The 25047-nt window shown below is 69.7% G+C and carries 28 protein-coding genes; 9 read left to right on the top strand and 19 right to left on the bottom strand.

Translation table 11 applies throughout. The features are described 5' to 3' along the window. Positions 1-7: 7 nt before the first annotated feature. The 8 genes from pcaC to FPZ12_RS04440 are packed head-to-tail and all read right to left on the bottom strand — an operon-like array spanning position 8 to position 6548. Positions 8-388: a 4-carboxymuconolactone decarboxylase gene (gene pcaC, locus FPZ12_RS04475; RefSeq protein ID WP_144745667.1), complete on the bottom strand. Its 381-nt coding sequence runs from the start codon at positions 386-388 to the stop codon at positions 8-10. Beyond that, entirely contained in the window at positions 385-1158 is a 774-nt protein-coding gene (gene pcaD, locus FPZ12_RS04470) for a 3-oxoadipate enol-lactonase (protein ID WP_144745666.1), read from the bottom strand. The genes pcaC and pcaD overlap by 4 nt, the downstream gene beginning before the upstream one ends. Further along, on the bottom strand, positions 1155-2489 hold the full coding sequence (locus FPZ12_RS45980) for a class-II fumarase/aspartase family protein (RefSeq protein ID WP_144745665.1): 1335 nt from the start codon (positions 2487-2489) through the stop codon (positions 1155-1157). Before FPZ12_RS45980 ends, pcaD begins: the two co-directional genes overlap by 4 nt. Next, on the bottom strand, positions 2482-3027 hold the full coding sequence (pcaG, locus tag FPZ12_RS04460; RefSeq protein WP_144745664.1) for a protocatechuate 3,4-dioxygenase subunit alpha: 546 nt from the start codon (positions 3025-3027) through the stop codon (positions 2482-2484). The genes FPZ12_RS45980 and pcaG overlap by 8 nt, the downstream gene beginning before the upstream one ends. After that, positions 3027-3767: a protocatechuate 3,4-dioxygenase subunit beta gene (gene pcaH / locus FPZ12_RS04455; RefSeq protein ID WP_144745663.1), complete on the bottom strand. Its 741-nt coding sequence runs from the start codon at positions 3765-3767 to the stop codon at positions 3027-3029. Before pcaH ends, pcaG begins: the two co-directional genes overlap by 1 nt. A gap of 14 nt (positions 3768-3781) precedes the next feature. Further along, positions 3782-4972, bottom strand: coding sequence for a thiolase family protein (locus FPZ12_RS04450; protein ID WP_144745662.1), 1191 nt, complete (start codon positions 4970-4972; stop codon positions 3782-3784). Continuing rightward, on the bottom strand, positions 4969-5694 hold the full coding sequence (locus tag FPZ12_RS04445; RefSeq protein WP_144745770.1) for a CoA-transferase subunit beta: 726 nt from the start codon (positions 5692-5694) through the stop codon (positions 4969-4971). Before FPZ12_RS04445 ends, FPZ12_RS04450 begins: the two co-directional genes overlap by 4 nt. Before the next feature lie 35 nt (positions 5695-5729). Beyond that, entirely contained in the window at positions 5730-6548 is an 819-nt protein-coding gene (locus FPZ12_RS04440) for a CoA transferase subunit A (protein ID WP_144745661.1), read from the bottom strand. Between the two features lie 569 nt (positions 6549-7117). Here FPZ12_RS04440 and FPZ12_RS04435 point away from each other — a divergent pair. Further along, the gene (locus FPZ12_RS04435) at positions 7118-7810 is read left to right on the top strand and encodes an HAD-IA family hydrolase (RefSeq protein WP_144745660.1); all 693 of its coding nucleotides are present in this window, start codon (positions 7118-7120) and stop codon (positions 7808-7810) included. A 66-nt stretch (positions 7811-7876) separates the two neighbouring features. Here FPZ12_RS04435 and FPZ12_RS04430 read toward each other — a convergent pair whose 3' ends face one another. Together FPZ12_RS04430 and FPZ12_RS04425 are read right to left on the bottom strand one after the other, a co-directional pair. Continuing rightward, positions 7877-8185: a HesB/IscA family protein gene (locus FPZ12_RS04430; protein ID WP_144745659.1), complete on the bottom strand. Its 309-nt coding sequence runs from the start codon at positions 8183-8185 to the stop codon at positions 7877-7879. A gap of 132 nt (positions 8186-8317) precedes the next feature. Then, the gene (locus FPZ12_RS04425) at positions 8318-8749 is read right to left on the bottom strand and encodes a hypothetical protein (RefSeq protein WP_144745658.1); all 432 of its coding nucleotides are present in this window, start codon (positions 8747-8749) and stop codon (positions 8318-8320) included. Between the two features lie 98 nt (positions 8750-8847). Between FPZ12_RS04425 and FPZ12_RS04420 the strand changes: the two genes are divergently transcribed. Together FPZ12_RS04420 and shbA are read left to right on the top strand one after the other, a co-directional pair. Further along, positions 8848-9297: a GtrA domain-containing protein gene (locus tag FPZ12_RS04420; protein WP_144745657.1), complete on the top strand. Its 450-nt coding sequence runs from the start codon at positions 8848-8850 to the stop codon at positions 9295-9297. A 288-nt stretch (positions 9298-9585) separates the two neighbouring features. Continuing rightward, positions 9586-10269 carry an RNA polymerase sigma factor ShbA gene (shbA, locus tag FPZ12_RS04415; protein WP_208025740.1) on the top strand — a complete coding sequence of 228 codons (684 nt, stop codon included), beginning with the start codon at positions 9586-9588 and terminating at the stop codon, positions 10267-10269. A 56-nt stretch (positions 10270-10325) separates the two neighbouring features. Here shbA and FPZ12_RS04410 read toward each other — a convergent pair whose 3' ends face one another. The 3 genes from FPZ12_RS04410 to FPZ12_RS04400 are packed head-to-tail and all read right to left on the bottom strand — an operon-like array spanning position 10326 to position 11664. Then, a complete protein-coding gene (locus FPZ12_RS04410; protein ID WP_144745656.1) occupies positions 10326-10640 on the bottom strand; it encodes a WhiB family transcriptional regulator in 315 nt (104 codons plus the stop codon). 54 nt (positions 10641-10694) lie between these two features. After that, positions 10695-11180, bottom strand: a complete 486-nt coding sequence (locus FPZ12_RS04405) for a GNAT family N-acetyltransferase (protein ID WP_144745655.1) — start codon at positions 11178-11180, stop codon at positions 10695-10697. A 28-nt stretch (positions 11181-11208) separates the two neighbouring features. Continuing rightward, positions 11209-11664 (bottom strand): MaoC family dehydratase, encoded by a 456-nt coding sequence (locus FPZ12_RS04400; RefSeq protein ID WP_144745654.1) that lies wholly within the window; start codon positions 11662-11664, stop codon positions 11209-11211. A gap of 84 nt (positions 11665-11748) precedes the next feature. Between FPZ12_RS04400 and FPZ12_RS04395 the strand changes: the two genes are divergently transcribed. After that, positions 11749-12921, top strand: coding sequence for a saccharopine dehydrogenase family protein (locus FPZ12_RS04395; RefSeq protein WP_144745653.1), 1173 nt, complete (start codon positions 11749-11751; stop codon positions 12919-12921). Positions 12922-12935: 14 nt separating this feature from the next. On the opposite strand, the gene FPZ12_RS04390 is transcribed toward FPZ12_RS04395, so the two are convergent. Continuing rightward, a complete protein-coding gene (locus FPZ12_RS04390; protein ID WP_144745652.1) occupies positions 12936-13436 on the bottom strand; it encodes a metallophosphoesterase family protein in 501 nt (166 codons plus the stop codon). Positions 13437-13525: 89 nt separating this feature from the next. Here FPZ12_RS04390 and FPZ12_RS04385 point away from each other — a divergent pair, with 89 nt between their 5' ends. Continuing rightward, positions 13526-15313 (top strand): VanW family protein, encoded by a 1788-nt coding sequence (locus FPZ12_RS04385; RefSeq protein ID WP_144745651.1) that lies wholly within the window; start codon positions 13526-13528, stop codon positions 15311-15313. Here the strand turns inward: FPZ12_RS04385 and FPZ12_RS04380 are convergent. After that, on the bottom strand, positions 15300-16016 hold the full coding sequence (locus tag FPZ12_RS04380; RefSeq protein ID WP_144745650.1) for a TetR/AcrR family transcriptional regulator: 717 nt from the start codon (positions 16014-16016) through the stop codon (positions 15300-15302). The two genes, FPZ12_RS04385 and FPZ12_RS04380, sit on opposite strands and share 14 nt — an antisense overlap. Positions 16017-16148: 132 nt before the next feature. On the opposite strand from FPZ12_RS04380, the gene FPZ12_RS04375 reads away from it, so the two are divergent. Further along, the gene (locus FPZ12_RS04375) at positions 16149-16334 is read left to right on the top strand and encodes a DUF5302 domain-containing protein (protein ID WP_144745649.1); all 186 of its coding nucleotides are present in this window, start codon (positions 16149-16151) and stop codon (positions 16332-16334) included. Positions 16335-16497: 163 nt separating this feature from the next. On the opposite strand, the gene FPZ12_RS04370 is transcribed toward FPZ12_RS04375, so the two are convergent. The 4 genes from FPZ12_RS04370 to FPZ12_RS04355 form a co-directional block, all read right to left on the bottom strand. Then, a complete protein-coding gene (locus FPZ12_RS04370; RefSeq protein ID WP_144745648.1) occupies positions 16498-17571 on the bottom strand; it encodes a Glu/Leu/Phe/Val family dehydrogenase in 1074 nt (357 codons plus the stop codon). Positions 17572-17690: 119 nt separating this feature from the next. Then, positions 17691-18425, bottom strand: a complete 735-nt coding sequence (locus FPZ12_RS04365) for a tryptophan 2,3-dioxygenase (protein ID WP_144745647.1) — start codon at positions 18423-18425, stop codon at positions 17691-17693. Further along, a complete protein-coding gene (locus FPZ12_RS04360; RefSeq protein ID WP_144745646.1) occupies positions 18422-19369 on the bottom strand; it encodes a zinc-binding alcohol dehydrogenase family protein in 948 nt (315 codons plus the stop codon). Before FPZ12_RS04360 ends, FPZ12_RS04365 begins: the two co-directional genes overlap by 4 nt. After that, positions 19369-20727, bottom strand: coding sequence for a TrpB-like pyridoxal phosphate-dependent enzyme (locus FPZ12_RS04355; RefSeq protein ID WP_144745645.1), 1359 nt, complete (start codon positions 20725-20727; stop codon positions 19369-19371). The genes FPZ12_RS04360 and FPZ12_RS04355 overlap by 1 nt, the downstream gene beginning before the upstream one ends. A 49-nt stretch (positions 20728-20776) precedes the next feature. Between FPZ12_RS04355 and mtnA the strand changes: the two genes are divergently transcribed. The 3 genes from mtnA to FPZ12_RS04340 all read left to right on the top strand — a co-directional run bounded on the left by mtnA (position 20777) and on the right by FPZ12_RS04340 (position 24740). Further along, positions 20777-21751 (top strand): S-methyl-5-thioribose-1-phosphate isomerase, encoded by a 975-nt coding sequence (mtnA, locus tag FPZ12_RS04350; RefSeq protein WP_166462568.1) that lies wholly within the window; start codon positions 20777-20779, stop codon positions 21749-21751. A gap of 158 nt (positions 21752-21909) precedes the next feature. Next, positions 21910-23844, top strand: coding sequence for a S53 family peptidase (locus FPZ12_RS04345; RefSeq protein ID WP_144745643.1), 1935 nt, complete (start codon positions 21910-21912; stop codon positions 23842-23844). 110 nt (positions 23845-23954) lie between these two features. After that, complete coding sequence (locus tag FPZ12_RS04340; RefSeq protein ID WP_144745642.1) at positions 23955-24740, top strand: 2-keto-4-pentenoate hydratase; 786 nt, start codon at positions 23955-23957, stop codon at positions 24738-24740. Positions 24741-25047: the final 307 nt, after the last annotated feature.

Below are 25047 nucleotides of genomic sequence, written 5' to 3'. Positions count from 1 at the left end.
GGTGATCCTACTTGTCGTCCAATTCGGCGAGAGTCCGCTGTGCCAGCGCGAAGGCCGCGTTGGCGGCGGGAACGCCCGCGTACACGCCCGCGTGCAGCAGTACTTCGCCGATCTCGTCCGGGGTGAGGCCGTTGGTGATCGCGGCCCGCACGTGCATCGGAATCTCGTTCTCGCAGTGGAGGGCGGTCAACACGGCGAGCGTGATGCAGCTTCGCGTTTTCCGGTCGAGGCCGTCCCTCGTCCACACCGAGCCCCAGGCCGAACGCGTGATGTAGTCCTGGAATTTCTGGGTGAACTCGGTGGTGTTGGCGACCGCGCGGTCCACGTGCGCGTCGCCGAGCACCTCCCGCCGGACCTTCATGCCGGCTTCGTAGACCTCGTCGCTCACGCCGCCTCCTTCAGGTGCTCGATGATCAGTTCGCTGAACCGCGCGGGCTGTTCGTAGTTGCCGAGGTGCGCGGCCTGGTCGACGACCTCGAACCGGGCGCCGTGCACGCCGTCGGCGATCACCCGGCCGTGGTCCGGCGGCAGCGCCTTGTCCTGCGCGCCCGCGATCACCAGCGTGGGCGCGGTGATCTTGGGCAGCTCCGGCACGAGGTCGAGGTCCGCGATGGCCTGGCAGCACGACGCGTACCCCTCGGCCGGGGTGTTCGCCGTCATGTCGCGCAGTTCCTTCGCCTGCCGGGGGTTCGCGTCGATCCAGGACTGGGTGAACCAGCGGCCGATGCTGCCGTCGGCGATCGGGCCCATGCCGTCGGCGCGCACCTGCTTGACCCGGTCGAGCCACATCTGGGTGTTGCCGGGCTGCGCGGAGGTGCAGCACACGACCAGGCCCCGGATCCGCTGCGGCGCGTTTTCGGCGAGCCACAGCCCGGTCATCCCGCCCAGCGACAACCCCACGAAATGTGCGGACTCGACGCCGAGCGTGTCCAGCAGGGCGAGCACGTCGCCGCCGAGGTCGTCGATGCCGTACGGCCCGTCCGGCACCGGCGACCGGCCGTGCCCGCGCGTGTCGTAGCGGACCACCCGGAAACCGTTGTCCACCAAGGGTTTGACCTGCGGGTCCCACATGTGCAGAGTGCTGCCGATCGAATTGCTCAGCACGACGACGGGCCCGTCGGCCGGGCCTTCGATCTCGTGGTGCACGGCGGTGGTCACGCGTTGTCCTTTCGGTTGGCGTGTGCGGTCAGCGCGCGCTCGACGAACACCGCGGCGCTGCCGAGATACTCCGCCGGATCGAGCAACGCCGCGATCCGGTCCCGGTCCAGTTGCTTGCCCACCAAGGGATCCTCGGCGAGGAGGTCGGCCAGCTCGCCTTCCCCGGCCAATGCGCGTTTGGTGCACGCCGTGACCGCGTCGTGGGCCGCGAGGCGACCGGTTTCCTTGGCCAGCTCGGTGGTGACGCGCTCGGAAAGCAGGGCGCCGCCGGTGATGTCGAGGTTGCGCCGCATCCGGTCCGGATCGACCTGGAGCCGTTCGAAGCTCGTGCGCAGCCAGTGCACGGCGGAACCCGTGCCGCGGAACAGTTCCGTGAACGGGCGCCATTCCGCGTGCCACGACCCGGCGGCGCGCTGATGCTCGTGCGCCATCGCGCCGAGCAGCGTGCCGACGAGCCCGGGCGCCTGCTGCGCGGCCGCCTGCGCGGCGACCGCGGCGACCGGATTTCGCTTGTGCGGCATGGTGGACGAGCCACCACTACCCTCCGCGACCTCGGCCAGCTCGCCGACCTCGGTCTGCGCGAGCAGCATGATGGTGCGGGTGATCCCGGCGATCACGCCGGACAGTTCGCCCAGCGCCCCGGCCAGCTCGGCGATCCGGCTGCGTTCGGTGTGCCACGGCAGCGCAGGCTCAGCCAAGCCGAGCCTGCGACTGAACGCGGCGAGCACCGCGGGCCCATCGGCTCCCAGCGACGCCAGTGTGCCGGTGGCGCCGCCGAGCTGCGCGGAAAGCCGTTGTGTACCAAGGCGTTCCGCGGCGGCGTCCAAACCGGACAGCCAGCCTGCCGCGGTGAACCCGAAGGTCACCGGCAATGCCTGCTGCAACAGCGTCCGTCCTGCTTGGACAGTCGAGACGTGCTCCCTGGCGAACCGCGCCGCCAGCTCCGCACACTCCTCGACGCCCTCCAGCAAAGGCTCCAACGCACGCTTCGCGACGAGCATGGCGGCGCTGTCCATCACGTCCTGGCTGGTGGCACCGAAATGCACGAACCGGCCGGCCTCGGCGCCTGCCTGCGCGGTCAGTTCCCGGACCAGCGGCGCGGCCGGATTGCCGATGCCGACGGATTTCGCGCCTATCTCGGCCACGTCGAAATCGCCCTCACGGGCCACTTCGGCGATGCGTTCGGCGTGCTCGCGCGGGACGAGCCCGGCGTCGGCCTCCGCGCCGGCGAGCGCCGCCTCCACGTCGAGGAGAGCGCGCAGCCACGCCGCGTCGCTCACCTCGTCGTGCACCGGGCCCGCCGCGAGGACGGGATCGAACAGCTCAGACATCGAAGAAGACTGTCTCGCCTTCGCCCTGCAAACGCACGTCGAAGCGGTAGCCGTCCTCGGTCTTCGTGGCGATCAGCGTGTGCCGGCGCTCCTCCGGCACCGACGCCAGCACCTGGTCGGCGGCGTTGGCCTCGGTGTTCTCCGGGAAGTAGATCCGGGTGACCACCCTGTCCAGCATCCCGCGGCCGAACACCGAGACGTCGATGTGCGGCGCCTGCATGCGGCCGCCGGTGCCCGGGATCGCGCCCGGCAGCAGGGTGAGGATGTGGTAGGTGCCCTCGGAATCGGTGGGGCAGCGGCCGAACCCGCGGAAGCCGGAGACCCGGCCGCGCGGGTCGTCGGGGTGGTCGAAGCGGCCGTCCGGGTCCGCCTGCCAGGTCTCGATCATCGCGTCCGGCACCGGGACGCCCTTGCCGTCGAAGACGAGGCCGGTGATCCGGACCGCGCCCGGGGTGCCCTCGGGCACCACCGTGGGGCCGTCTTCCCATGGCAGGCCGATCGCCAGGTACGGGCCGACTGTCTGCGAGGGGGTGGTCATCAGTCCTCGTCCTCCTCTTCCTCGAAGACCGAGGCTTCCCGGCCGCGCACCACGATGTCGAACTCGAAGCCGAGCGCCCAGTGGTCCGTCGTGCGGTTCATGTCGAACTTCGAGATCATCCGCTGCCGCGCCTTCTCGTCGGGCACCGAGTTGTAGATCGGGTCCTGGAAGAACAGCGGGTCGTCCGGGAAGTACATCTGGGTGACCAGGCGCTGGGTGAACGCGTGCCCGAACACCGAGAAGTGGATGTGCGCGGGGCGCCACGCGTTGTCGTGGTTCTTCCACGGGTACGCGCCGGGCTTGATCGTGGTGAACTCGTAGTGGCCGTTCGAGTCGGTCAGCGTGCGGCCCACCCCGGTGAAGTTGGGGTCGAGCGGGCCGGGCCACTGGTCGCCGATGTGGCGGTAGCGGCCGGACGCGTTGGCCTGCCAGATCTCGATCAGCGAGTCCGGGATCGGCCGCCCGTCGCCGTCGAGCAGCCTGCCGTGCACGATGATCCGCTGCCCGATCGGCTCGCCCTCGTGCTGCACCGTCAGGTCGTTGTCGTGCTCGCCGAGCCTGCCCGGCCCGAGGAGCGGGCCGGTGACCTCGGTGAGCATCTGCGGCAGCAGGAGCAGCTGCTGCTTCGGATGCCGCAGCTCGGTGGACCGGTAGTGCGCCGAGTTCATCGGCGGATGCGTGCCCTCGGGGTCCCGCCGGTACTGCGGCAGGATCAGTTTGTCGCTCGTCGGTGCTGCCATAGCACGCCCCTTTCCTATGCTTCGAGAACCACGGCCAGGCCCTGGCCGACGCCGATGCAGATGGCGGCCAGGCCCCAGCCACCACCGCGGCGGCGCAGCTCGTGTGCCAGCGTGCCCAGGATGCGGCCGCCGGAAGCGCCCAGCGGGTGCCCGATCGCGATCGCGCCGCCGTGGATGTTCACGATCGAGCGGTCCAGTTTGGGCCAGTCGGCGAAGCACGCCAGCGACTGCGCGGCGAAAGCCTCGTTCAGCTCCACCGCCGCGAGGTCGTCCCAGCCGATCCCGGCGCGCTCCAGCGCGATCTCCGCCGCGCGGACCGGGCCGATGCCGAACACGTCCGGATCCACGCCCGCCGCGCCACGGCCCGCGATGCGCGCGAGCGGCGTCTTGCCGAGCCGGTCGGCCGCCCGCTGGTCACCCAGCAGGACCGCGGAAGCGCCGTCGTTGAGCGGGGAGGCGTTGCCAGCCGTCACCGTGCCTTCCTTGCGGAAGGCGGGCTTGAGCTTGCCGAGCTTGTCCAAAGTGGAGTCCGCGCGGATGCACTCGTCGCGGGTGAGATCCGTGCCGGGCACCGGGATCACGTGGCTGTCGTAGAAACCCTCGTCCCACGCCTTCGCCGCGTTCTGGTGGCTGCGCAAGGCGAACTCGTCCTGCGCCTCACGCGTGATCCCGTACTTCTCGGCGAGCTGCTCGGTGCTCTCGCCGAGCGAGATCGTCCACTGCTCGGGCATCTCCGGGTTGACCATGCGCCAGCCCAGCGTACTGGAGTGCAGGGTCTGGTTTCCCGCCGCGAACGGCTTTTCGGTCTTCTGCAGGATCAGCGGCGCGCGACTCATCGACTCCACGCCACCGGCGACGACGAGCGACGCGTCCCCGGTGGCGATGGCGCGGCTGGCCTGCATCGCGGCGTCGAGGCCGGAGCCGCAGAGCCGGTTCACGGTGGTGCCGGGCACGGACGTCGGCCAGCCCGCGAGCAGCGCGCCCATCCTGGCCACGTTGCGGTTGTCCTCACCGGCCTGGTTCGCGTCGCCGAACACCACTTCGTCCACAGTGGACGGGTCGAGTTCGTTGCGGGAGCCCAGTTCCCGCAGCACGTGCGCGGCAAGGTCGTCGGGGCGGACCTTGGCCAGCGCCCCGCCGTAGCGGCCGAACGGGGTGCGGATGGCGTCGAGTACGAATGCGTCGGTCCCTGTTGTGGATGTCACTTCGCCGCCTTGAGTTCACGCAGGGTCTGCAGTTCGGCTTCGGTCGGGATGGGCGTGGTGCCCAGCTCCGGGGCGACCTTCAGGTCCCAGCCCGTGGCCTCGCGCACCTGCTCGACCGTGATGCCGTCGTGCACCTCGGTCAGCACCAGCTCGCCCGTCTCGTCGGGCCGGAAGACGCCGAGGTCGGTGATCACCAGCGTCGGGCCGGCGCCGCGCAGGCCGAGCTTTTCCCGCTCCCCCTTGCCTTCCCCGTGCCCGAAGGACGTGATGAAGTCGACCTTCTCCACGAAGCTGCGCTTGCTCTGGCGCACCACCACGAAAACCTCGTGGCAGGACGCGGCGATCTCCGGCGCGCCACCGGCGCCCGGCAGGCGCACCTTCGGGTTGGCGTAGTCGTCGCCGATGACGGTGGTGTTGATGTTGCCGAACTTGTCCAGCTGGGCGGCGCCGAGGAAGCCGACGTCGATCCGGCCGGGCTGCAGCCAGTAGTTGAACACCTCGGGCACGCTGATCACCGCGTCGGCGGTCTCGGCGAGGATCCCGTCGCCGATCGACGCGGGCAGGCGGCCCGGCTTCGAGCCGAGCGTGCCGGATTCGTAGATCAGCACCAGGTCCGGCGCGTGCGTGCGGCGCGCGAGGTTCGCGGCGGTGGAGGGCAGGCCGATCCCGACGAAGCACTTCTGCCCGCCGGACAGGGCCCTGGCCGCGGCGATCGACATCATCTCGTCGGACGTGTACGTCCGTTCCGCGGTCGCAGTCACTTCGCTCCCTCCATACCGAACACCTTGTCGTTCAACCACTCTTGGAACGAGTCCCGATTCCGGCCAATGGAATCCCAATAGGCGTAGTACTCGTTGTCGCGGTCGTAGTACCCCTGTGCGTAGGAAGGATGCGCGCCGTGCGGCGCTTCCGCCACGGCGGTGACGGCCCACGACGGCAGGATCACCTGTCCCGGCACGGGTTCCAGCTCGTCCACCACTTCCTCGACGGTGACGATGCTGCGCTTCGCGGCGAGCACGGCTTCCTTCTGCACGCCGACCAGGCCCCACATCTGCACGTTCCCGGCGCGGTCCGCGCGCTGCGCGTGGATGACCGAGACGTCCGGGTTGATCGCCGGTACCGCGGCGAGCTGCTCGCCGGTGAAGGGGCAGGTGATCTGCTTGATGGTGTCGGTGTAGTTCGGCAGATCCGTGCCCGTGTACCCGCGCAGTACCGCGAACGGCAGCCCGGAGGCGCCGGCGACGTAGCGGTTGGCCATCCCGGCGTGGCTGTGCTCCTCGATTTCGAGCGGGACCGGCCACGAGTTCTGCACCGCGTCGCGGAAGCGGTGCAACGAGCCGACGCCCGGGTTGCCACCCCAGGAAAAGATCAGTTTGCGCGCGCAACCGGCCCCGATGAGCTGGTCGTACACGATGTCCGGCGTCATCCGCACCAGCGTGAGGTCCTTACGCCGCTGGCGGATGATCTCCTGCCCCGCGGCGTGCGGGATCAGGTGGGTGAAGCCCTCGAGGGCCACTGTGTCGCCGTCGTGCACAAGCCGTGCGACGGCGTCCTGGAGTGACAGTATCTCAGCCATTGAGTCGTCCTGTTCGCATCACGCACACAAGTTCTCCATAAGAACTTACGCGGGGGCGGTGGAGGTGGCAAGAGAGGAAGGAGGGTGGTCACACCACCAAGCCACCCTCGCAAGCCAGGCCACCCCGGCACATTGACCACCCCGCCGCGCGTATTGGCTGCCCCAGCGCGCATGTTGGCCGCCACCGTGCACGAGTTGGCCGCCCCGGCGCACGTGTTGGCCGCCACCGTGCACGAGTTGGCCGCCCCGGCGCACGTGTTGGCCGCCACCGTGCACGAGTTGGCCGCCCCGGCGCACGTGTTGGCCACCGCCGTGCACGAGTTGGCCACCGCCGCGCACGTGTTGGCCGCCCCGGCGCACGCGTTGGACCTCCCGCGACAACCAGCCACGCGGCGGCCCACCATCGATAGCCACCACATCACCCGGAGCGACCAACACACCAACGGGAGCGGCCAACACGCCAACCGGAGGGGCCAACATGCCAACGGGAGGGGCCAACATGGCCGGAGGGGTGAACGGGCCGAAAAAACCGGTTCCCCAGCACTCTGGTACGCCAGTACAGTTTCCGCGTGCGGCACACCGACCAGATCCTGATCTTCGACGCGGACGACACCCTCTGGGAGAACAACGTCGTCTTCGAGCAAGTGGTGCGAGACTTCCTCGGCTGGCTCGACCATCCGACGCTGGACCGCACGGAACTGCGCGCCATCCTCAACGACATCGAGCGCGCGAACTCCGCGGCGCACGGCTACGGCAGCCGGGTCTTCTTGCGCAGCCTGCACGACTGCGTCGAAAAGCTCCGGCGGCGTCCGGCCACCGAAACCGAGCGGCAGCAGATCCTCGAGCTCGCGCGGGCGCTGATCAACTACGAGGTGGAGCTGATCCCGGGCGTCGCCGAGACGCTCGCGGAGCTGGGCGGGCGGCACCGGCTTCTGTTGCTCACCAAGGGAGACACCGAGGAGCAACAGCGCAAGATCGACGCTTCCGGGCTGCACCACCATTTCGGCAGCGTGCACATCGTGGCGGAGAAGCACGCCGGCACGTATCTCACACTCGCCGAGCAGCACACGCTCTCCCCGGAACGCGCCTGGATGATCGGCAACTCACCGAAGTCCGACATCAACCCCGCGCGTCACGCCGGGATGAACGCGGTATTCATCCCCAACAAGCACACGTGGGCGCTGGAGCACGACGAAGTCGACCCGGCCGACGACCGGGTACTGCACCTGACCCGCTTCCCCGAACTACTCGAGCACTTCTGAAACCCGCTCGAATGCAGAACAGCCGGCCCTTTCACACCGAAAGGGCCGGCTGTCCGCGGACGACGCTCAGGCCGTCGGCTGGTCCGGCTGCGGCATCACGGCGAAGTTCAGCTGCCCCTGCTCGTCCTGCTGGACGTCGAGCACCTTGTCGTCGAGGAACTGCGCGGCCTCCGGCTCCAGGAAAACCTTGGCACCCCCATCGGAACCGAGCACCTGGTCCCCCGCTTCGGGCTGCTCGGCGACCGAAAGCGCGAGCTGCGCCCCCTGCTCCTGCTGGGCCTGCACCGCGAAGCGCAGCCCACCGTTCTCCTGCTTGCCCTCCTGAGCGGTCAGCGCACTGATCGCCTCTGCGGCGGCATCTGTCAAAGCGAGCATGGATGTTCATCCCTTCGGTTTCGTGCGCTCGTCCCCCCGACCGTAGGGGGCCCGGCATGATCACGCCGGGTGACACCTGGTCCGGGCGCACAAAACAGTGGTTTGAGCTGGTCACGTCCACCGTGACCCAGATCACGCCCGATTCGGCGGAGTTCGGAGCGCGTCCGCGACCGAGCCACCGGCCCGGTCAGCCTGCTCTTCCTCGGGCGAGGACGAGATGTCCACGGTGTTCTCGCGGACGATCGGCTCGTCGTCCGCCGGCAGGTCTTCGATGGACTCGTCGAGCTCGTCGGCAGGCGTGACCGCGATCGGGCGGTCGGGGATCCGGTCCGGCTGGACGTCGGCACGTTCCTGGTCCAGCCGGGAGTCCAGCGGTTCGCCTTCGTACTCCTCCCGCGGAGTGGTGCCGAAGCCGTCGGAGTGGGCATAGCGCTCCGGTGGTTCCACTCCCTCCTCCAGCGGATCCACCCGGAGCCGGTCCTCGTCGAGGTCCTCGCTGCTGTTCAGCGCCGCCGGATCCGTTTCCGCGGCATCGGGAATCGGTTCACCGTGTGCCTCACTCATGGACTCGACCTACCCGGGCCGCCGTGGCGGCAAACCGGAGAGCAAGGTCACTCGGTTGTATCCAGCAAGAAGTTGCTGACGGCATGTAAATTTTAGATATGACCACCGCGCAGTGGACCCGGCGAGAAGCCGAGCGCAGGCACACGCCCGCGCACCGGCCGCTGTCCGCGCACCCGATCGTCTGGTACGTGGTGGCCGGCGCCGTCACGACCGGTCTGCAGGAGCTCATCTTCCTCGGCGCCCGGCCCGTGCTCGGTTCGGTGGCCTCGAACGTCGTCGCCATCGCGCTGACGACGGTGGCGAACACGGAGTTCCAGCGCCGGGTCACGTTCGCCGGAATGCGGCCCTCGCCACTGAAGCTGCATCTGCAGTCACTCGGCACTTTCGCCTTCTACGCCTTCTACGGTTCCGTCGTACTGGTCACCTTGCAGGCGCTGGTCGGATCGCCGTCCGCGACGCTCGAAGCGGTGGTTCTCGCGATCACCAGCACCGTCGGCGGAATCTTGCGGTTCGTGGTCCTTCGTTGGTGGGTCTTCACCACTCGATAGCAGGACACCTGCGACACGTGTTTTCGGACTGTCACTTCTGCTCGAAACTGCTCGGAACTGCTCGCAGTGACCGCTCCTGACGCGCGTGTGATCGGCCTGCTACGGCAAACGGGGTATCTCTAGTTGAATTCTGGACTGCCGCGTGCGCACCGCATACGATTACGCACAGTCGCATCGGAAGCGGGTCGGCAGGGACCTTCAGGGAGTGTCCGCTCACCGATTGTGACTATGAGTGGGGCCCCGACCGCGACCGGTCGCAGGGTCACCATTGTCGTTGGGGAGCCGACTATGAGAACACGAGTCCCGCCGAGCACTCCTGTGCGCACAGAGCCCACGGAGCCGGGATTCACCACCCCGCAGTCGTTTCCGCGAGGCCCGTCCTCGCGGCTGACGAAGGAAGAGCTCGACCCCGTGGTCAAGGAGGCGGCGACCGGGGACCCCGCCGCCGTGGCCAGGCTGATTTCCATGATCACCCCGGTCGCCGTGCGATATTGCCGCGCCCGCTTAGGCGGCCGGGACCTCTCGTACCTCTCCGCCGACGACGTCGCGCAAGAGGTGTGCCTCGCGGTGTTGCACGCGTTGCCGAACTACCAGGACCGGGGCGGCTCGTTCCTCTACCTGGTGCACGCGATCGCGTCCAACAAGGTGGCCGACGCCTACCGGCTGGTGTCCCGCGACCGCTCGGATCCCGTTGCCGAGCTGCCGGAACGCCCGCTGGCGGACAACGAGCCGGAGAAACACGTGCTCGACGGTGACCTCGGCAGCAGGCTGGCGAAGCTGATAGCCACGCTGCCCGCGCTGCAGCAGGAGATCCTCACGCTGCGGTTGATCGTCGGCCTGTCGGCCAACGAAACCGCCGAGGCACTGGACATCTCGGCCGGCAACGTCCGGGTCACCCAGCACCGGGCGCTGTCCAAACTGCGGAACATGATCACCCGCGACGGCGATCTCGTTCCCGGCACCGAACCGTAGCTCCCTGATCAGCGCCGGCGGCCCGCACCCGCCGACGCCGATCGTGCTCCGCCACCTCAGGTGGCCGAAGCCAGTTCCTTCTCGTCGAGCAACTGCTTGCGGTGGTTGATCGCCGCGCGCCGCTCCGTTTCGTCGAGGCCACCCCAGACCCCGAACGGCTCCTCCGCCGTGAGCGCGTGGTGCCTGCACTCCACGATCACCGGGCAGGACATGCAGACCCGCTTCGCCCTGGCAATGCGGTCGGCTCGCGCGAACCCGCGTTCTCCGTCAGGATGGAAGAAGACCGAGCTGTCGAGGTTCCGGCAATTACCGTTGCGCTGCCATTCCCAGGTCTCCGCGACGGGGGTGGGCAACCGGGACGTGTCCGCCATCATGACTCCTCCGCGACGTGCTTGCGCGGACGGACTACCCATGTTCGATTCGCGCTACACCTGTGGTGAGAGTGACTTTTCGAAGCAGTGGTCGACGTAGGGCCCCGTGGTGTAATGCGGCGTCTCGCGGTAGCCGTGTTTGGCGTAGAGGGACCGCGCTTCGGTGAGATCGGTCCGGGTGTCCAAACGCATCACCCCGGCGCCGAGCCCGCGCGCCGCTTCTTCCGCCGCACGCAAGAGTTCCTCGCCCAGCCCCTGGCCGCGGAAGGCGGGCTGGACGAAGAGCCGGTTCAGCTCGGCGACGCGCTCGTCGACCGAATGCACGCCGACGCAGCCCGCGGCACTGCCGTCCACGACAGCCATCAGGAACAGCCCGCCCGGCGGCTGAAGATGATCACTCGGCTCGTCGGCGAGCGCCTGCTCGATCTCGGCCTCGGTGGCCGGGCGGCCGTAATAGCGGCCGGCGATGTCGCCGATGTAGGCACGGAGGACCGCCACGGCATCGGGGTGTCCGACCGGGACCGGCGTGATGGTGCGCATGGCACCATCCTCGCCGCCCGGTCCACCTTTACGGCCGCCGCGAAAGGAAGTTGAGCGCGATCGCCTGGAAGACGCGCTCACCGTCCTGATTGAACAGCTCGATCCGGCTGTGCACGAGACCGCGGTCGGGCTTGGACTTCGACGGCCGCGCCTCCAGCACTGTCACCCGCACTCGCAGTTCGTCGCCGGGCCGGACCGGTTTGAGCCAGCGCAGCTCGTCGATCCCGGGGCTGCCGAGGCTCGCGACCTTGGACAGGTAGTTGTCCGCCAGCAGCCGCATCATCAGGCTCGCGGTGTGCCAGCCGCTCGCGATCAGCCCGCCGTACGGGCTCTCCGCGGCGGCGGCCGGGTCGATGTGGAACGGCTGCGGATCGTACTTCGTGGCGAACTCGAGGATCTCCGCCTCGGTCACCTTGATCGTCCCGAACTCGTGCGTCGTGCCCGGGACGTAGTCCTCGAAGTACTCGAAGGTGCGGTCTGCCATACCGCGAGCCTGCCATGAAAGTCCTTCGATCCGGGGCGGGCCGGGATCTACTGGCGAGTACATACTCCCGGTATGGTGGCCCGCATGGCAGAGCAGCGCGGCTACGACCTGGTCCTGTTCGGCGCGACCGGCTTCACCGGCGGGCTGACCGCGGAGTACCTCGCCAGAAACGCGCCCGAGTCGTGCCGGTGGGCATTGGCCGGGCGCGACCCGGCGAAGCTGGAGGCGCTCCGCGAGAAACTCGCGGCGATCGAGCCCCGGTGCGCGGAGCTCGACCTGCTGCAGGCCGACATCACGAAGCCGGACTCGCTTCGCGACGTGGCCCGGGCCGCTCGGGTCGTCATCACCACCGTCGGGCCCTACGTCGAATACGGCGAGCCGCTCGTCGCGGCCTGCGCGGACGCGGGCACGGACTACCTCGACCTGTGCGGCGAGCCGGAGTTCTTCGACAAGATGTACGTCCGCTACCACGCCAAGGCCCAGCAGACCGGCGCGCGGATCATCCACGCCGCGGGGTTCGACTCCATCCCCTACGACCTCGGCGTCTTCTACACGCTCAAACACCTGCCGAAGGACACCCCGATCCGGATCAGCGGGCACGTCCGGGTGGGCGGCACCTTCTCCGGCGGCACCTACAACTCCGCGCTGACAGCCGCCGCGCGCCTGCTGCCGATGGCTCGCGCGGCGCGGGAACGGGCGAAGGCCGAGCCGAAACCGGCGGGCCGCCGGGTGCGCGCGATCATCGGGAAACCGCACCGCGACGCCAAAGACGGCCGCTGGCAGGTACCGCTGACCACCATCGACCCGCAGATCGTCGCGCGCTCGGCCGCGCTGCTGGATGCCTACGGGCCTGACTTCTCCTACCGCCACTTCGCCTCGGTGAAGCGCTTACCGACGGTCATCGGCGCGGCCGCGGGACTGGCCGCCATCGTCGTACTGGCCCAGGTGCCGCCCGCCCGCCGGGCGCTGGCCAACATCCGCAAACCCGGTGAGGGCCCGACCGAGGAGGAGCGTGAGCGCGCCTGGTTCAAGGTGCGCTTCCTCGGCGAGGGCGGCGGGAAACGCGTGGTCACCGAAGTGGCCGGCGGCGACCCCGGCTACGGCGAGACGGCGAAGATGCTCGGCGAATCCGGACTGTGCCTGGCTTTCGACGACCTCAAGCCGATCGCCGGGCAGGTCACCACCGCCGCCGCGATGGGTGACGCGCTGCTGGCCCGGCTCGTCGACGCCGGGATGATGTTCCGCGTCGCGCCCTGAGCGCGCCGGGGCGATCAGCGCCGCGGCAGGCCGTGCAACTCTACGTCGGTCAGCTCGCCGCGTTCGATCGACGCGGTCAGGTACGTGCACTCCGGCTGCCGCCTGCGGTCGGTCGGCGAACCAGGGTTGAGCAGGCGCAAACCGTTGTCCGCCACCGTGTCCCACGGGATGTGACTGTGCCCGAACACGAGCACGTCGGCGTCCGGGAACTGCTCCGCGCAGCGCTTCTCCCGGCCCGTCGCCGCGCCGGTCTCATGCACCACGGCCAGCCGCAGCCCGTCCAGCTCCGCCCGCGCGACCTCGGGCAGCCGGGCTCGCAGCTCCGGGCCGTCGTTGTTGCCGTAGACGCCGATCAGGCGTTTCGAGCGGGCCTCGAACTCGTCCAGCAGCGACAGTTCGACCCAGTCGCCCGCGTGCACGACGACGTCGGCGGATTCGGCGTGGCGCCAGACCTCGTCCGGCAGCGCGCGGGCGCGCTTGGGCACGTGCGTGTCCGCGACGATCAGTAACCGCATGCCCACAGGTCTACCCGAATCGGGCCGCGGTGCACCGCGCACGTAACCTTCATCCCGGTTGTCCGTTTCCCGGACCTGGAGGAAGAGCCGTGCCGCACGAGCCTGGGTGGCCCACGACCGATCCCGAGCAGACCGACCTCCTCGAGCCCGTCACCGAGGTCCTGCCGAAGGTCGAGCCCGACCCCGCGCCGAAGCGCCCGAACCGCACGCTGCGCCGGGCCGCCATCATCGCGGGCTCCGTGCTGGGCGTGTTCGTCGCGCTCTACGCCGTGGATCTGCTGGTCAGCCAGGGCAACGTCCCGCGGGGGGTGACGGTGGCCGGGGTCGACGTCGGCGGGCTCAAGCGGGCCGACGCCGAGGAGCGGCTGCGCGAGCAGATCGGCCCGCGGCTTTCCCAGCCGGTGGCGGTCACGGCCGGGGACGTGCACACCACGGTCGAACCGGCACGCGCCGGGCTGTCACTGGACTGGGCGTCCACTTTGGACCAGGCGGGCGCGCAGCCCGCGAACCCGTTCACCCGGATCACGTCGTTCTTCACCAGCCGCGAGGTCGGCGTGGTCACCCAGGGCGATCGCGCCCAGCTGGCCAACACGCTGGAAAACCTGCGCGCCAAGGTGGACCGCGAACCCGCCGAGGGCGGGATCCGCTTCGAGGGCGCGAAACCCCTTGCGGTGGAACCGAAACAGGGCCAGGTCCTGAACGTCGACGCGGCCACCGGCGCGATGCTCGAACACTGGGCCTCGGGCCGTCCGGTGGAGCTGCCGGTGCAGCAGACCCCGGTGACGATCACGTCGGAGGTCGTGCAGAAGGCATTGCACGAGTACGCCGAGCCCGCCGTGTCCGGCCCCGTGCTGATCCACGGCGAGGGCGCGGACGCGAAGGTGGCACCGGCCGCGATCGCCACCGCGCTGCGGTTCGAGCCCGTCGACGGTGCGCTGGTGCCCAAAGTGGACAATGCGAAAATCGTCGAAGCCGCGGCGCCGCAACTGAAATCCACCGAGAAACAGGGCAAGGACGCGCAGGTCGTGTTCTCCGGCGGCAAACCGTCGGTGGAGCCCTCGGTGGACGGCAAGGGCGTGGACTGGGATCCGACGCTGCAACCGCTCCCGGATCTGCTGAAGCAGGGCGGGCAGCGTGAGCTGACGGCGAAGTACGTCAACGCGCCCGCGAAGGTCACCACCGAGCAGGCCAACGGGCTCGGCATCAAGGAAGTGGTCGGCGAGTTCACCACCGGCGGCTTCGCGGCCGACTCCGGGGTGAACATCCGCACGGTGGCGGCGAAGGTGAACGGCGCCATCGTCAAACCGGGGGAAACCTTCAGCCTCAACGGGTTCACCGGCCCGCGCGGGGCGCCGCAGGGCTACGTCGAAGCGGGCGTGATCGAGAACGGCGCGCCGGGGCGCGAGGTCGGCGGCGGGATCTCCCAGTTCGCCACCACGCTGTACAACGCGGCGTACTTCGGCGGGATGAAGGACGCCGGGCACAAGGAGCACAGCTACTACATCAGCCGGTACCCGGCGGCGCGCGAGGCGACGGTCTTCCAGAACCCGGACGGCTCCAGCGTGATCGACTTGAAGTTCACCAACGACTCCGACACCGGGATCGCCATCCAGACGATCTGGTCGCCGTCGTCGATCACCGTGAAGCTGTGGGGCACCAAGCGTTACACGGTCGAATCCGTGCCGGGGCAACGGGTCAACCCCGTCGACCCGACGGAGAAGCCGGGCCCAGCCCAGAACTGCCACGCGTCGAACGGGGCGCCGGGCTTCACCACCACCGACACCCGGGTGCTGCGCGACGCGGCCACGGGCCGGGAAGTGAAGCGCGAAACCCGGACGGTGCGGTACAACCCGCAGCCCAAGATCACCTGTCCTTGACCACGGCCAGCCTCGCGGCGACGCCGTCGAGGCAGCGCTCCATCGCGAACTGGAAGAGGTCGCCGAAGTAGTTCTCCCGGATGGCCGGGTCGGTGGTCAGCTCGTGCACGGACTGGCTCATCGCGGCCATCCCGGGCAGCTCGGCGTTGTCGCGGTATCCGCTCCACTCGGCGATGTTGCGGGCGATCACTTCCGGCTGGCTCCGCTGGTCGTCCTCGACCGAGACGAACAGGCAGACGGCGTTGGACAGGAAGCGGTAGACCACCGGGCTGTCGTGGCCGAACCCGGCCGCCTGCAGCACCCGGACACCGCGGTCCACGGTCTCGGCCGCGGCGTGCACCGTCGGGCCCGCGACCGACAATCTCCTTGCCACGCCGGGATACTGGGTCAGCACGGCACGCAGCTCGGTGAACAGCGTGCGGAACCACTCGCGCCAGTGCAGCTCCGCCGGCGGCACCGGATACATCCCGATCACCCGGTCCACGACGGCGGTGACCACGGCCTCGCGGTCGCCGACGTGGTGGTAGATCACCGCCGGGTAGGCCTCCACAGCCCCGGCCAGCTGACGAAGCGTCCAGTTGGAGAGGCCGTGCCGCGCGGTCAGCTCCAGCGCCGCATCGATGATGCGGGCCGGGGTGACGGCGGGCAGCCCCGCCGCGTCCCGCGAACGCGGGCGGCCGGGCAGCGCAGCAGAGTTCGCCATGGCGGTAACACTAGCCTTTCTCTCGCCGGTTACTGGCAGGCTGCCAGTTTCTCCGCGGTGTGGCGAAATCGACTCGCCAAGCGGTCGCCGTCGTGCCAGGCTGAGCGGGTCTTGCGCACCCTGGAGGCCGACATGCCCGATACTCCGCCCCCGTCCGGCGATCCCGAGGACGATCTCAAACGAAAGTTCCGCGCGGCACTGGAACGTAAGCAGGCACACAACCGTTCCGGCAACCCGCACGAGGACGGCGGCGCCAAGAACCAGCACGCGCAAGGGCCGGCGGCCAACAAGCGCACGTTCCGCCGTAAGTCCGGATAGGACGTTTCACTTCCGCTGACGCGGCGGGAAAGCCGCTACGGATCCGCATCCGCGGATCGCGATCTTGTTGCGCGGCAGGGACTTCCCACCGCTTGACCGATATTCAAGAACACCGCGAACGGTTGCGGCGCCGGGAAAGCCAGGCGCCGCAACCGTTCGGGGATCAGGGCAGCAGGATGCTCCGCAGCCTGCCGACCTCGGACATCCGCCGTTCGGCGAGCCTGTCCGCCGCCGTGGCAGGCGGCACGCCCTCCGCGTCGCCGAGCGCGAACACGGCCTTCGTGGTGTCGAAGATGGCGGTGGCCTTGCGTTTCGCGCGGGCGAAGTCGAACCCGTGCAGCTCGTCGCTCACCTGGATCACGCCGCCCGCGTTCACCAGGTAGTCGGGCGCGTAGAGGATCCCGCGATCCACGAGCTGCTTCTCCACACCCGGATGCGCCAGCTGGTTGTTCGCCGCTCCGCAAACGATTTCCGTTGCCAGCACCGGGACCGTCTCGTCGTTCAGCGCGCCGCCGAGCGCGCACGGGGCGAAGACGTCCAGCGGGGTGCGGACCAGCGTTTCCGCGTCCGGCACCACCTCGACGCCGGGATGCGCCGCCCTGACCCTGTCGATCGCCGCGCCGGACACGTCGGTGACCACCACGTGCGCGCCCGCGTCCACGAGGTGCCCGACGAGGATGAACCCGACCTTGCCGACGCCGGAGACACCGACCCGCCTGCCCGCCAGGTCCGTGGTGCCCCACCGGTGCCCGGCCGCCGCGCGCATGCCCTGGAAGACGCCGAAAGCGGTGAGCACGGAGGAATCGCCGGCGCCGCCGTCGTCGGGGGAACGGCCGGTGACGTACTTCGTCTCGCGCGCCACCACGTCCATGTCGGCCACGTAGGTGCCCACGTCGCAGGCCGTGATGTAGCGGCCGCCGAGCGACTGCACGAACCGGCCGTAGGCGCGCAGCAGCGCCTCGCTCTTGTCCTTGGCGGGATCTCCGATGATGACGGCCTTGCCGCCGCCGAGGTCGAGCCCGGCGAGCGCGTTCTTGTAGGCCATGCCCTTCGACAGCGCGAGCACGTCGGTCAGCGCGTCTTCCTCACGGGCGTACGGGTAGAACCTGGTGCCGCCGAGCGCGGGGCCCAGCGCGGTGGAGTAGACGGCGATGATCGCCTTCAGGCCGGTCACCGGATCCTGGCAGTGCACGACCTGCTCATGGCCGGTTTCCCGGCCGAATACACCTTCGGTCAAGGTGGTGGCTCCCTTTCGGATCGGGCAGGACGCTTGTGGCGCCTGACCGTGGATGGAGTTGTCGGCGGGCGACGGGAAGATCATCCCCGCGTCGGTGCCCTACCGGTAGCGTCCCACACTCACAGGTCCGCCCGCACCGCCCAGAGTTCCGCGAAAACGGGCCGGAACAACGTTTCCCGCAGGTAGCCGGCGCCGGAGGAACCGCCGGTGCCGGACTTGTCACCGATCGTGCGCTCCACCATCTTGACGTGCCGGTAGCGCCATTCCTGGATCCCCTCGTCGAGGTCCACGAGATGCTCCGCGACCACCGCCGGACCCGCATCGTCGCGGTAGACGCGAAGCAGCAGCTGACGCCTGTCGCCCGCGATGTCGTACCCCTCGCCCGCGAGGTAGGTCAGGAACGAGTCGAACAGCGAGGGCCTGGACATGGCGGCCTCGATCCGGGCCCTGGCCTGCGGGTCCGCCGGGAAGTGCGCGAAAGAGCGCCGCCCCAGCACCGCTTCCAGCTCACGGAACTGCGCGGACTGGAAGCCACTCGCCGCGTCGAGCCGTGCTCGGAAGCTGGTGAACTGGCCGGGCGTCATCGTCTCCAGTACGTCGATCTGCGCCACCACCACCTTGAGCACGGTCAGGATCCGGCGCAGGGTGCGGATGGCGTGGGCGGTGTCGCCGTCGGCGAGGCAGCGCTGCAGGAAGGCCAGCTCGTGCAGGAGCTGTTTGAACCACAGCTCGTAGACCTGGTGGATGACGATGAACAGCATCTCGTCGTGCTCGGCCGAACGCGGCCGCTGCGCGCCGAGAATTTCGTTCAGCGCCAAGTACGACGTGTACGTCAGCGACGGATCTTCGCTCATGGCACGAGCACCGCCGCGCCCGTGACGCGCCCGCCCGCCAGATCGGCCAGCGCCGTGTCGGCGGCCTTCAGCGAGTACGGCCGCGTGGTGATCCGGAGCCGGTGGCGTGCGGCGAAGTCCAGGAAGCCGCGGCCGTCCTCGCGGGTGTTCGAGGCGACGCTGCGCAGCTGACGTTCCTGGAACAGGTGCCGCTGGTAGTTCAGCACCGGCACGTCGGACAGATGGATACCCGCCACCGCAAGGGTTCCGCCCCGATCGAGCGCCTCCAACGCGGGCGGCACGAGCTCGCCCGCGGGCGCGAACAGGACGGCCGAGTCGAGCGAGCCCGGCTCGGCCACCGAACCCGCCGAGGCGGCCCCGAGTTCCAGCGCCAGCTCACGGGCCTTGGCGCTGCGCGTGAACACGTGCACCTCGGCGCCTTCCGCGATCGCGACCTGCGCGGCCAGGTGCGCGCTGGCGCCGAAGCCGTAGATGCCGAGCCGCCCGCCCTCGGGCAGCGCGGCGCGGCGCAGCGCGCGGTAGCCGATGATGCCCGCGCACAACAGCGGCGCCAGCTCGACGTCGGAATAGCCCTCGGGCAACGGATACGCGTACGCCTCCGGGACCACGGCGTACTCGGCGTAGCCGCCATCGGCGTCCCAACCCGTGTAGCGCGACTCGGGGCACAGGTTTTCCGCGCCACGGCGGCAGAAGCGGCACACCCCGCAGGTGTACCGCAGCCACGCGATGCCGACCCGCTCGCCGGTCCCGACGACCTCGCCGACCACCTCGTGCCCCGGCACGACCGCCGGCCGGTGCGTCGGCAGATCGCCCTCCGTCACGTGCAGATCCGTCCGGCAGACCCCGCACGCGAGCACCTTCACCAGCAGCTCGCCCTCGCCCGGCTCGGGGACGGGCTCGTCCTCCTCCCGCAGCCCGGGCCGGGACACTCTCCAGGCGCGCATCACCCGGCCGGGACGCTCGCGAGCGCCTCCGCCAGCACGGAATCCGGCAGCTCGTTGTCCACCATGTCGCCGGACAGGTACGCCGCATACGCGGGCAGGTCGAGGTGCGCGTGCCCGCAGAGCGCGGTCAGTATCACCTTCTCCTCCCCGGTTTCCTTGCAGCGCAACGCCTCTCGCACGCACGCGGCGAGCGCGTGCGTCGGCTCCGGCGCCGGGATGATGCCCTCGCTGCGGGCGAAGCGGACCCCGGCGGCGAAGCATTCCTGCTGCGGGATCGCGACCGCGCCGATCAGGCCCAGCTCGTAGATGTGCGACAGCAGCGGCGACATCCCGTGGTAGCGCAGGCCACCGGCGTGGATCGGGTCCGGGATGAACTCGTGGCCGAGGGTGTGCATCTTCAGCAGCGGGGTGAGCCCGGCGGTGTCGCCGAAGTCGTAGGCGTACTTGCCCCTCGTCAGCGACGGGCACGCCGAGGGCTCGACCGCGAGGATCTCCGGCGCGATCCGGCCGGCGAGTTTCTCCCGCAGGAACGGGAAAGCGAGCCCGCCGAAGTTCGACCCGCCGCCGGTGCAGCCGACGATCAGGTCCGGCGTGTCCTCCGCCAGCTCGAACTGCTTGAGCGCCTCCTCGCCGATCACCGTCTGGTGCAGCAGCACGTGGTTGAGCACGCTGCCCAGCGCGTAGCGGGCGTCCGGGTCGGCCGCCGCCTTCTCCACCGCCTCGCTGATCGCGATGCCGAGGCTGCCCGTGGAGTCCGGGTGCTCGGCCAGCACCGCGCGGCCGGACGCCGTCTCCTCCGACGGGCTCGGGTGCAGCTTCGCGCCGAAGGTCTCCATCATGATCTTGCGGTAGGGCTTCTGGTCGTAGGAGGCACGCACCTGCCAGACCTCGCACTCGAGCCCGAAGGTGGCGGACGCGAACGCGAGCGCGCTGCCCCACTGCCCGGCGCCGGTCTCCGTCGTCAGCCGCCGCACGCCCTCGGCCGCGTTGTAGAAAGCCTGTGGCACGGCGGTGTTCGGCTTGTGCGAGCCGACCGGGCTGACGCCCTCGTACTTGTAGTAGATCCGCGCCGGGGTGCCGAGCGCCTTCTCCAGCCTGCGCGCCCTGTACAGCGGCGACGGGCGCCAGAGGCGGTAGACGTCGAGCACCTCTTCGGGGATATCGACATAACGATCCGCAGTGACCTCCTGCGCGATGAGCGCCTGGGGGAACAGCGGGGCGAGGTCGTCGGGCCCGACCGGTTCACCGGTGCCGGGGTGCAGGGGCGGGGGCGGCGGCTCGGCGAGGTCCGCGACGACGTTGTACCAGCGCGTCGGGAGGTCCGCTTCGTCCAGCAGATACTTCGTACGACCGGTCATCGAACCACGCTAAGCCCCGGCGGGGCCGCCGTCGAGTTCAATGGGGAGCATGCAGCGAACCATCGACTGGGCCGACGGCGCCGTGGTGATCATCGACCAGACCGCGCTGCCACGGGAGTTCCGGCTGCTGCGGCTGGAGACCGTGGACGAGCTGATTTCCGCGATCCAGCGGCTCGCCGTGCGCGGCGCCCCGGCGCTGGGCGCGGCCGGAGCGCTCGGTGTCGCGCTGTCGGCGTTGCGGCACGGCGGAGACGTCGGCGCGGTGGAGGCCGACGCGGAGCGGGTCGCGCGCGCCAGGCCCACGGCGGTCAACCTCGGGTGGGGCGTGCGGCGGGCGCTGGCGAAACTGCCCGGCGGGCCGGAAAGCGTGCTGGCTGAGGCGAAAGCCGTACTCGACGAAGACGAACGGACCAACCGGCAGGCGTCCGCGAACGCCGCCGAACTGATCCTCGCCCGCTGCCCGCGGCGCCCGCTCCGGCTGCTGACGCACTGCAACGCGGGCAGGCTCGCGACGGTCGGCTGGGGCACCGCGCTCGGTGTGGTCTGGCATCTCCACGAAGCGGGGCAGATCGAGTACGTGCTCGCCGACGAAACCCGCCCGCTGCTGCAGGGTTCCCGGCTCACGGCGTGGGAACTGGCCGAGGCCGGGGTGCCGTACCGGGTGCTGCCCGACTCCGCCGCGGCGTCGGCGATCGCGCGCGGGATGGTGGACTGCGTCGTCGTCGGGGCGGACCGGATCGCCGCGAACGGGGACGTGGCCAACAAGATCGGGACGTACCCGCTCGCGCTGGCCGCCGACCGGCACGGCGTCCCGTTCGTCGTCGTGGCACCACAGTCCACTGTGGACGCCGAGCTGCCGGACGGCGCCGGGATCGTCCTCGAGGAGCGGGCCGACGCGGAGGTGACCTCCGCCGGGGGTACCCCGGTCGCGCCCGCGGGCGCGAAGGCGTTCAATCCGGCCTTCGACGTCACGCCAGCGGAACTGGTGTTAGCGGTGGTCACGGAGCACGGCCGTTTCCCATAGGCACGATTTGCCCGGTTCCCGACTAAGTGGGGGAACCGGACTTTTCTGTCCACCGTCGCGGAATTCCCCTTCTTTCGTCAGTTTTTTCTTCCCTCAGGCGAATAACCGGCCTAATCTCCTCGCAGTTCCGCCCTACATTGGCAGAGGGGAAGCCTCCAGTGCGAAGAGCTCTGACCCTGTTCGTTTCGCTCGCCCTCGCGGGCGGTGTGACCGCGGCGGTGCCGGCGACGGCGTCCGCGCAGGGACGCGCGGTGATCCCGTTGTCCCATCCGCGGTGGGCCGTTCCGCAGGCGAAGGTCGCCGACGCGGCGCCGTCGTCGAAGCTGAACTTCCGCGTGTACCTGACGATGCGCGACCAGGCTGGCGCCGAGGCCGCCGCGCAGGCGGTCAGCGACCCGTCGAGCAAGACGTACCAGCAGTACCTGAGCACGGACCAGGTGCGAAACCAGTTCGCCGCCGACGACTCCACCGTGAGCGCGGTGCGCGACTGGCTCGCCGGCAGCGGGTTCGCGATCGGCGAGGTGCCTTCGAACAAGGCCTACGTCGAAGCGACCGGCACGACCGACCAGGTGGAGAAGGCGTTCAGCGTCGAGCTCGCCAAGTACAAGGTCGAAGGCCAGACGCTGCGTGCCGCGGACAAGGAGCTGTCGGTGCCCACCGCGCTGGCGGCCGACGTGCTCGGCGTCGTCGGCGTGGACCAGGCCACCAACCTGCTCCAGCCCTCGCACACCGACGGCACGCCGAACGACGTGCCGCCCTCGGACGGGTTCCGCAACGCCCCGCCGTGCAGCACGTACTACGGGGAGAAGACCGACACCACGGACCCGGCCTACGGCGGCAAGAACCTGCCGTACGCGCCCTGCGGCTACACCCCGTCGCAGCTGCGTTCGGCTTACGGGGTGGACAAGGCCGGCGCCAACGGCAGCGGCGCGACCGTCGCGATCGTGGACGCCTTCGCCTCGCCGACGCTCTACGCGGACGCGGCCGAGTACGCCAAGCGGAACGACCCGAGCAACCCGCTGAAGAAGTCCCAGTTCTCGGAGAAGATCTTCCCGACGAACCCGGACATGGAGCCGCCGGACCAGTGTGACGCCGCCGGCTGGTACGGCGAGCAGACCCTCGACGTCGAGGCCGTGCACGCCATGGCCCCTGGCGCGAACATCCTCTACGTCGGTGCCTCCGACTGCCAGGACGCTTCGCTGGACGAGTCGCTGAACTGGATCGTCGCCGGGCACAAGGCCGACATCGTGTCCAACTCCTATGGCGACGCGGGTGAGGACATCCCGGCCTCCGAGGTCCGGGTGTGGAACCAGATCGCGCTGCAGGCCGTGCTGGAAGGCATCGGCGTGTACTTCTCGTCCGGTGACAGCGGGGACGAGGCCGCCAACCTCGGGCACCCGTCGGCCGACTTCCCGGCTTCGGACCCGTGGGTGACGGCGGTCGGCGGCACCTCGCTGGCGGTCGGCAAGGACGGCAGGCAGATCTTCGAAACCGGCTGGGAGACCGGCAAGAGCACGCTGACCAACGGCGCGTACGTGCCCGGTCCGCCCGGTGCGTTCACCTCCGGTGCCGGTGGTGGTACCAGCGTGCTGTTCGATCAGCCGTTCTACCAGCGGGGCGTGGTGCCGGACGCGCTGTCGACGCAAAACCAGCACGGGAAGGCCAAGGGCCGCGTGGTGCCCGACGTGTCGGCGGTGGCCGACCCGAACACCGGGTTCCTGATCGGCCAGACGCAGACCTTCCCCGACGGCGTGTACTACGACCAGTACCGCATCGGCGGGACGAGCCTCGCCTCGCCGGTGATCGCGGGTGTCATGGCTGTCTCGGACAGCCTGTCGCATTCGCGTCACGGGTTCATCAACCCGCTGGCCTACCAGGTCGCTTCGCGTACGCCCGCCATCAACGACGTGCGGCACGTGGACGGTGCCGTGCAGCGGGTGGACTACGCCAACCTGGTGGACGCTTCGGGTGGGTTGATCACCTCGGCCAGGACGTTCGACTACCCGAGCCTGTCGATCCACACGACGGCCGGGTACGACAACGTCACCGGCCTGGGTTCGCCGAACGGCCGGGCGTTCCTCGCGCTGCCGTAGTCAGTGGCCGGAAGAGCCGGGTCCGCCGTCTTGGCGGGCCCGGCTTTTTCGTGCCGGTGAGCGGGACGGGCGGGTTGCGCCGGAGGGGCAGGGCAGCCAAGGTCTCGGGTATGGAATCTGCTGTGGTGCGCGAGGTTGCTGATCGGTTGCTGCTGGCCTATGCCAAGGGTGAGCCGACGGCGCCGGTGATCGACTCCCAGCCCGGGGCGACGGTCGAGGACGCGTACCGGATCCAGCAGGAGCAGGTGCGCACCTGGGTGGAGCGCGGGCAGATCATCAAGGGCCACAAGGTCGGGCTGGCCTCGCGGGCGATGCAGGAGCAGATGGGTGTCGACCAGCCGGACTACGGGCATCTGCTGAGCGACATGTTCCACCTCGAGCACCACCCGATCCCCGCCGGCGCGTACCTGCAGCCACGCATCGAGCCCGAGATCGCCTTCGTACTGGGCAAGAAGCTCTCGGGCCCCGGCGTCACGGTGGCCGACGCGATCCGTGCTACGGAGTTCGTCGTCCCCGCGCTGGAGATCGTGGACTCGCGGATCACCGACTGGAAAATCTCGATCGTCGACACCATCGCCGACAACGCCTCCTCGGGCGGTGTCGTGCTGGGCAGCAAGCCGACCGCACTGTCCGATGTGGACCTGCGGCTGACGGGCTGCACCCTGCAACTGGGCGGTGAGCTCGTAGCGACCGGCGCGGGCGCGGCGGTCCTTGGCTCGCCCGTGAACGCCCTGGTGTGGCTGGCGAACACGGTCGGCCCGCTCGGCATCGATCTGGAACCAGGCCACGTCATCCTGCCCGGCTCGATGACCCGCGCATTCCCGGTCAAGCCAGGCGACACGGTCTTCGCGAACATGGGTGACCTAGGCGGCGTGACAGCGGTCTTCGGTAGCTGAGCGCGCCACCTCCCGTCCGCGTGTTGGCCCCTCCCGCGCGCGAGTTGGCCCCCGGCGTCGATGTGTTGGCCGGTAGCTGGTTCCCGGCGATGCAACGCGAGCCACCCCACGACCGCCCCACACCAACCGTCACCCGGCAGCGAAAGCCGGGCACTCCCGATGACCACCCCGGAACCGTCACCCGGCAACGCGAAGCGAGCCGTCCCGACGACCACACCCCTCCGCCGCTCCGATCCCCAGCCTGCTTTTGCGGTTCCGGGGGTTTGTCAAGGCGGGAAAGAGTACCTTGACAAACCCCCGGAACCGC

The sequence above is a fragment of the Amycolatopsis acidicola genome (assembly GCF_007713735.2).
Taxonomy (GTDB): Bacteria; Actinomycetota; Actinomycetes; order Mycobacteriales; family Pseudonocardiaceae; genus Amycolatopsis_E; species Amycolatopsis_E acidicola.
This window is presented reverse-complemented; position numbering and strand designations above follow the sequence as displayed.

Bases quoted from the DNA above. Each gene is read 5' to 3' on its own strand.
- FPZ12_RS45980 (WP_144745665.1), bottom strand. From the start codon at position 2,489: ATGTCTGAGCTGTTCGATCCCGTCCTCGCGGCGGGCCCGGTGCACGAC.
- pcaG (WP_144745664.1), bottom strand. From the start codon at position 3,027: ATGACCACCCCCTCGCAGACAGTCGGCCCGTACCTGGCGATCGGCCTG.
- pcaH (WP_144745663.1), bottom strand. From the start codon at position 3,767: ATGGCAGCACCGACGAGCGACAAACTGATCCTGCCGCAGTACCGGCGG.
- FPZ12_RS04445 (WP_144745770.1), bottom strand. From the start codon at position 5,694: ATGATGTCGATCGCCGCGGCCAGGGCCCTGTCCGGCGGGCAGAAGTGC.
- FPZ12_RS04440 (WP_144745661.1), bottom strand. From the start codon at position 6,548: ATGGCTGAGATACTGTCACTCCAGGACGCCGTCGCACGGCTTGTGCAC.
- FPZ12_RS04430 (WP_144745659.1), bottom strand. From the start codon at position 8,185: ATGCTCGCTTTGACAGATGCCGCCGCAGAGGCGATCAGTGCGCTGACC.
- FPZ12_RS04425 (WP_144745658.1), bottom strand. From the start codon at position 8,749: ATGAGTGAGGCACACGGTGAACCGATTCCCGATGCCGCGGAAACGGAT.
- FPZ12_RS04420 (WP_144745657.1), top strand. From the start codon at position 8,848: ATGACCACCGCGCAGTGGACCCGGCGAGAAGCCGAGCGCAGGCACACG.
- shbA (WP_208025740.1), top strand. From the start codon at position 9,586: ATGAGAACACGAGTCCCGCCGAGCACTCCTGTGCGCACAGAGCCCACG.
- FPZ12_RS04410 (WP_144745656.1), bottom strand. From the start codon at position 10,640: ATGGCGGACACGTCCCGGTTGCCCACCCCCGTCGCGGAGACCTGGGAA.
- FPZ12_RS04405 (WP_144745655.1), bottom strand. From the start codon at position 11,180: ATGCGCACCATCACGCCGGTCCCGGTCGGACACCCCGATGCCGTGGCG.
- FPZ12_RS04400 (WP_144745654.1), bottom strand. From the start codon at position 11,664: ATGGCAGACCGCACCTTCGAGTACTTCGAGGACTACGTCCCGGGCACG.
- FPZ12_RS04395 (WP_144745653.1), top strand. From the start codon at position 11,749: ATGGCAGAGCAGCGCGGCTACGACCTGGTCCTGTTCGGCGCGACCGGC.
- FPZ12_RS04390 (WP_144745652.1), bottom strand. From the start codon at position 13,436: ATGCGGTTACTGATCGTCGCGGACACGCACGTGCCCAAGCGCGCCCGC.
- FPZ12_RS04380 (WP_144745650.1), bottom strand. From the start codon at position 16,016: ATGGCGAACTCTGCTGCGCTGCCCGGCCGCCCGCGTTCGCGGGACGCG.
- FPZ12_RS04375 (WP_144745649.1), top strand. From the start codon at position 16,149: ATGCCCGATACTCCGCCCCCGTCCGGCGATCCCGAGGACGATCTCAAA.
- FPZ12_RS04365 (WP_144745647.1), bottom strand. From the start codon at position 18,425: ATGAGCGAAGATCCGTCGCTGACGTACACGTCGTACTTGGCGCTGAAC.
- FPZ12_RS04360 (WP_144745646.1), bottom strand. From the start codon at position 19,369: ATGCGCGCCTGGAGAGTGTCCCGGCCCGGGCTGCGGGAGGAGGACGAG.
- FPZ12_RS04355 (WP_144745645.1), bottom strand. From the start codon at position 20,727: ATGACCGGTCGTACGAAGTATCTGCTGGACGAAGCGGACCTCCCGACG.
- mtnA (WP_166462568.1), top strand. From the start codon at position 20,777: ATGCAGCGAACCATCGACTGGGCCGACGGCGCCGTGGTGATCATCGAC.
- FPZ12_RS04340 (WP_144745642.1), top strand. From the start codon at position 23,955: ATGGAATCTGCTGTGGTGCGCGAGGTTGCTGATCGGTTGCTGCTGGCC.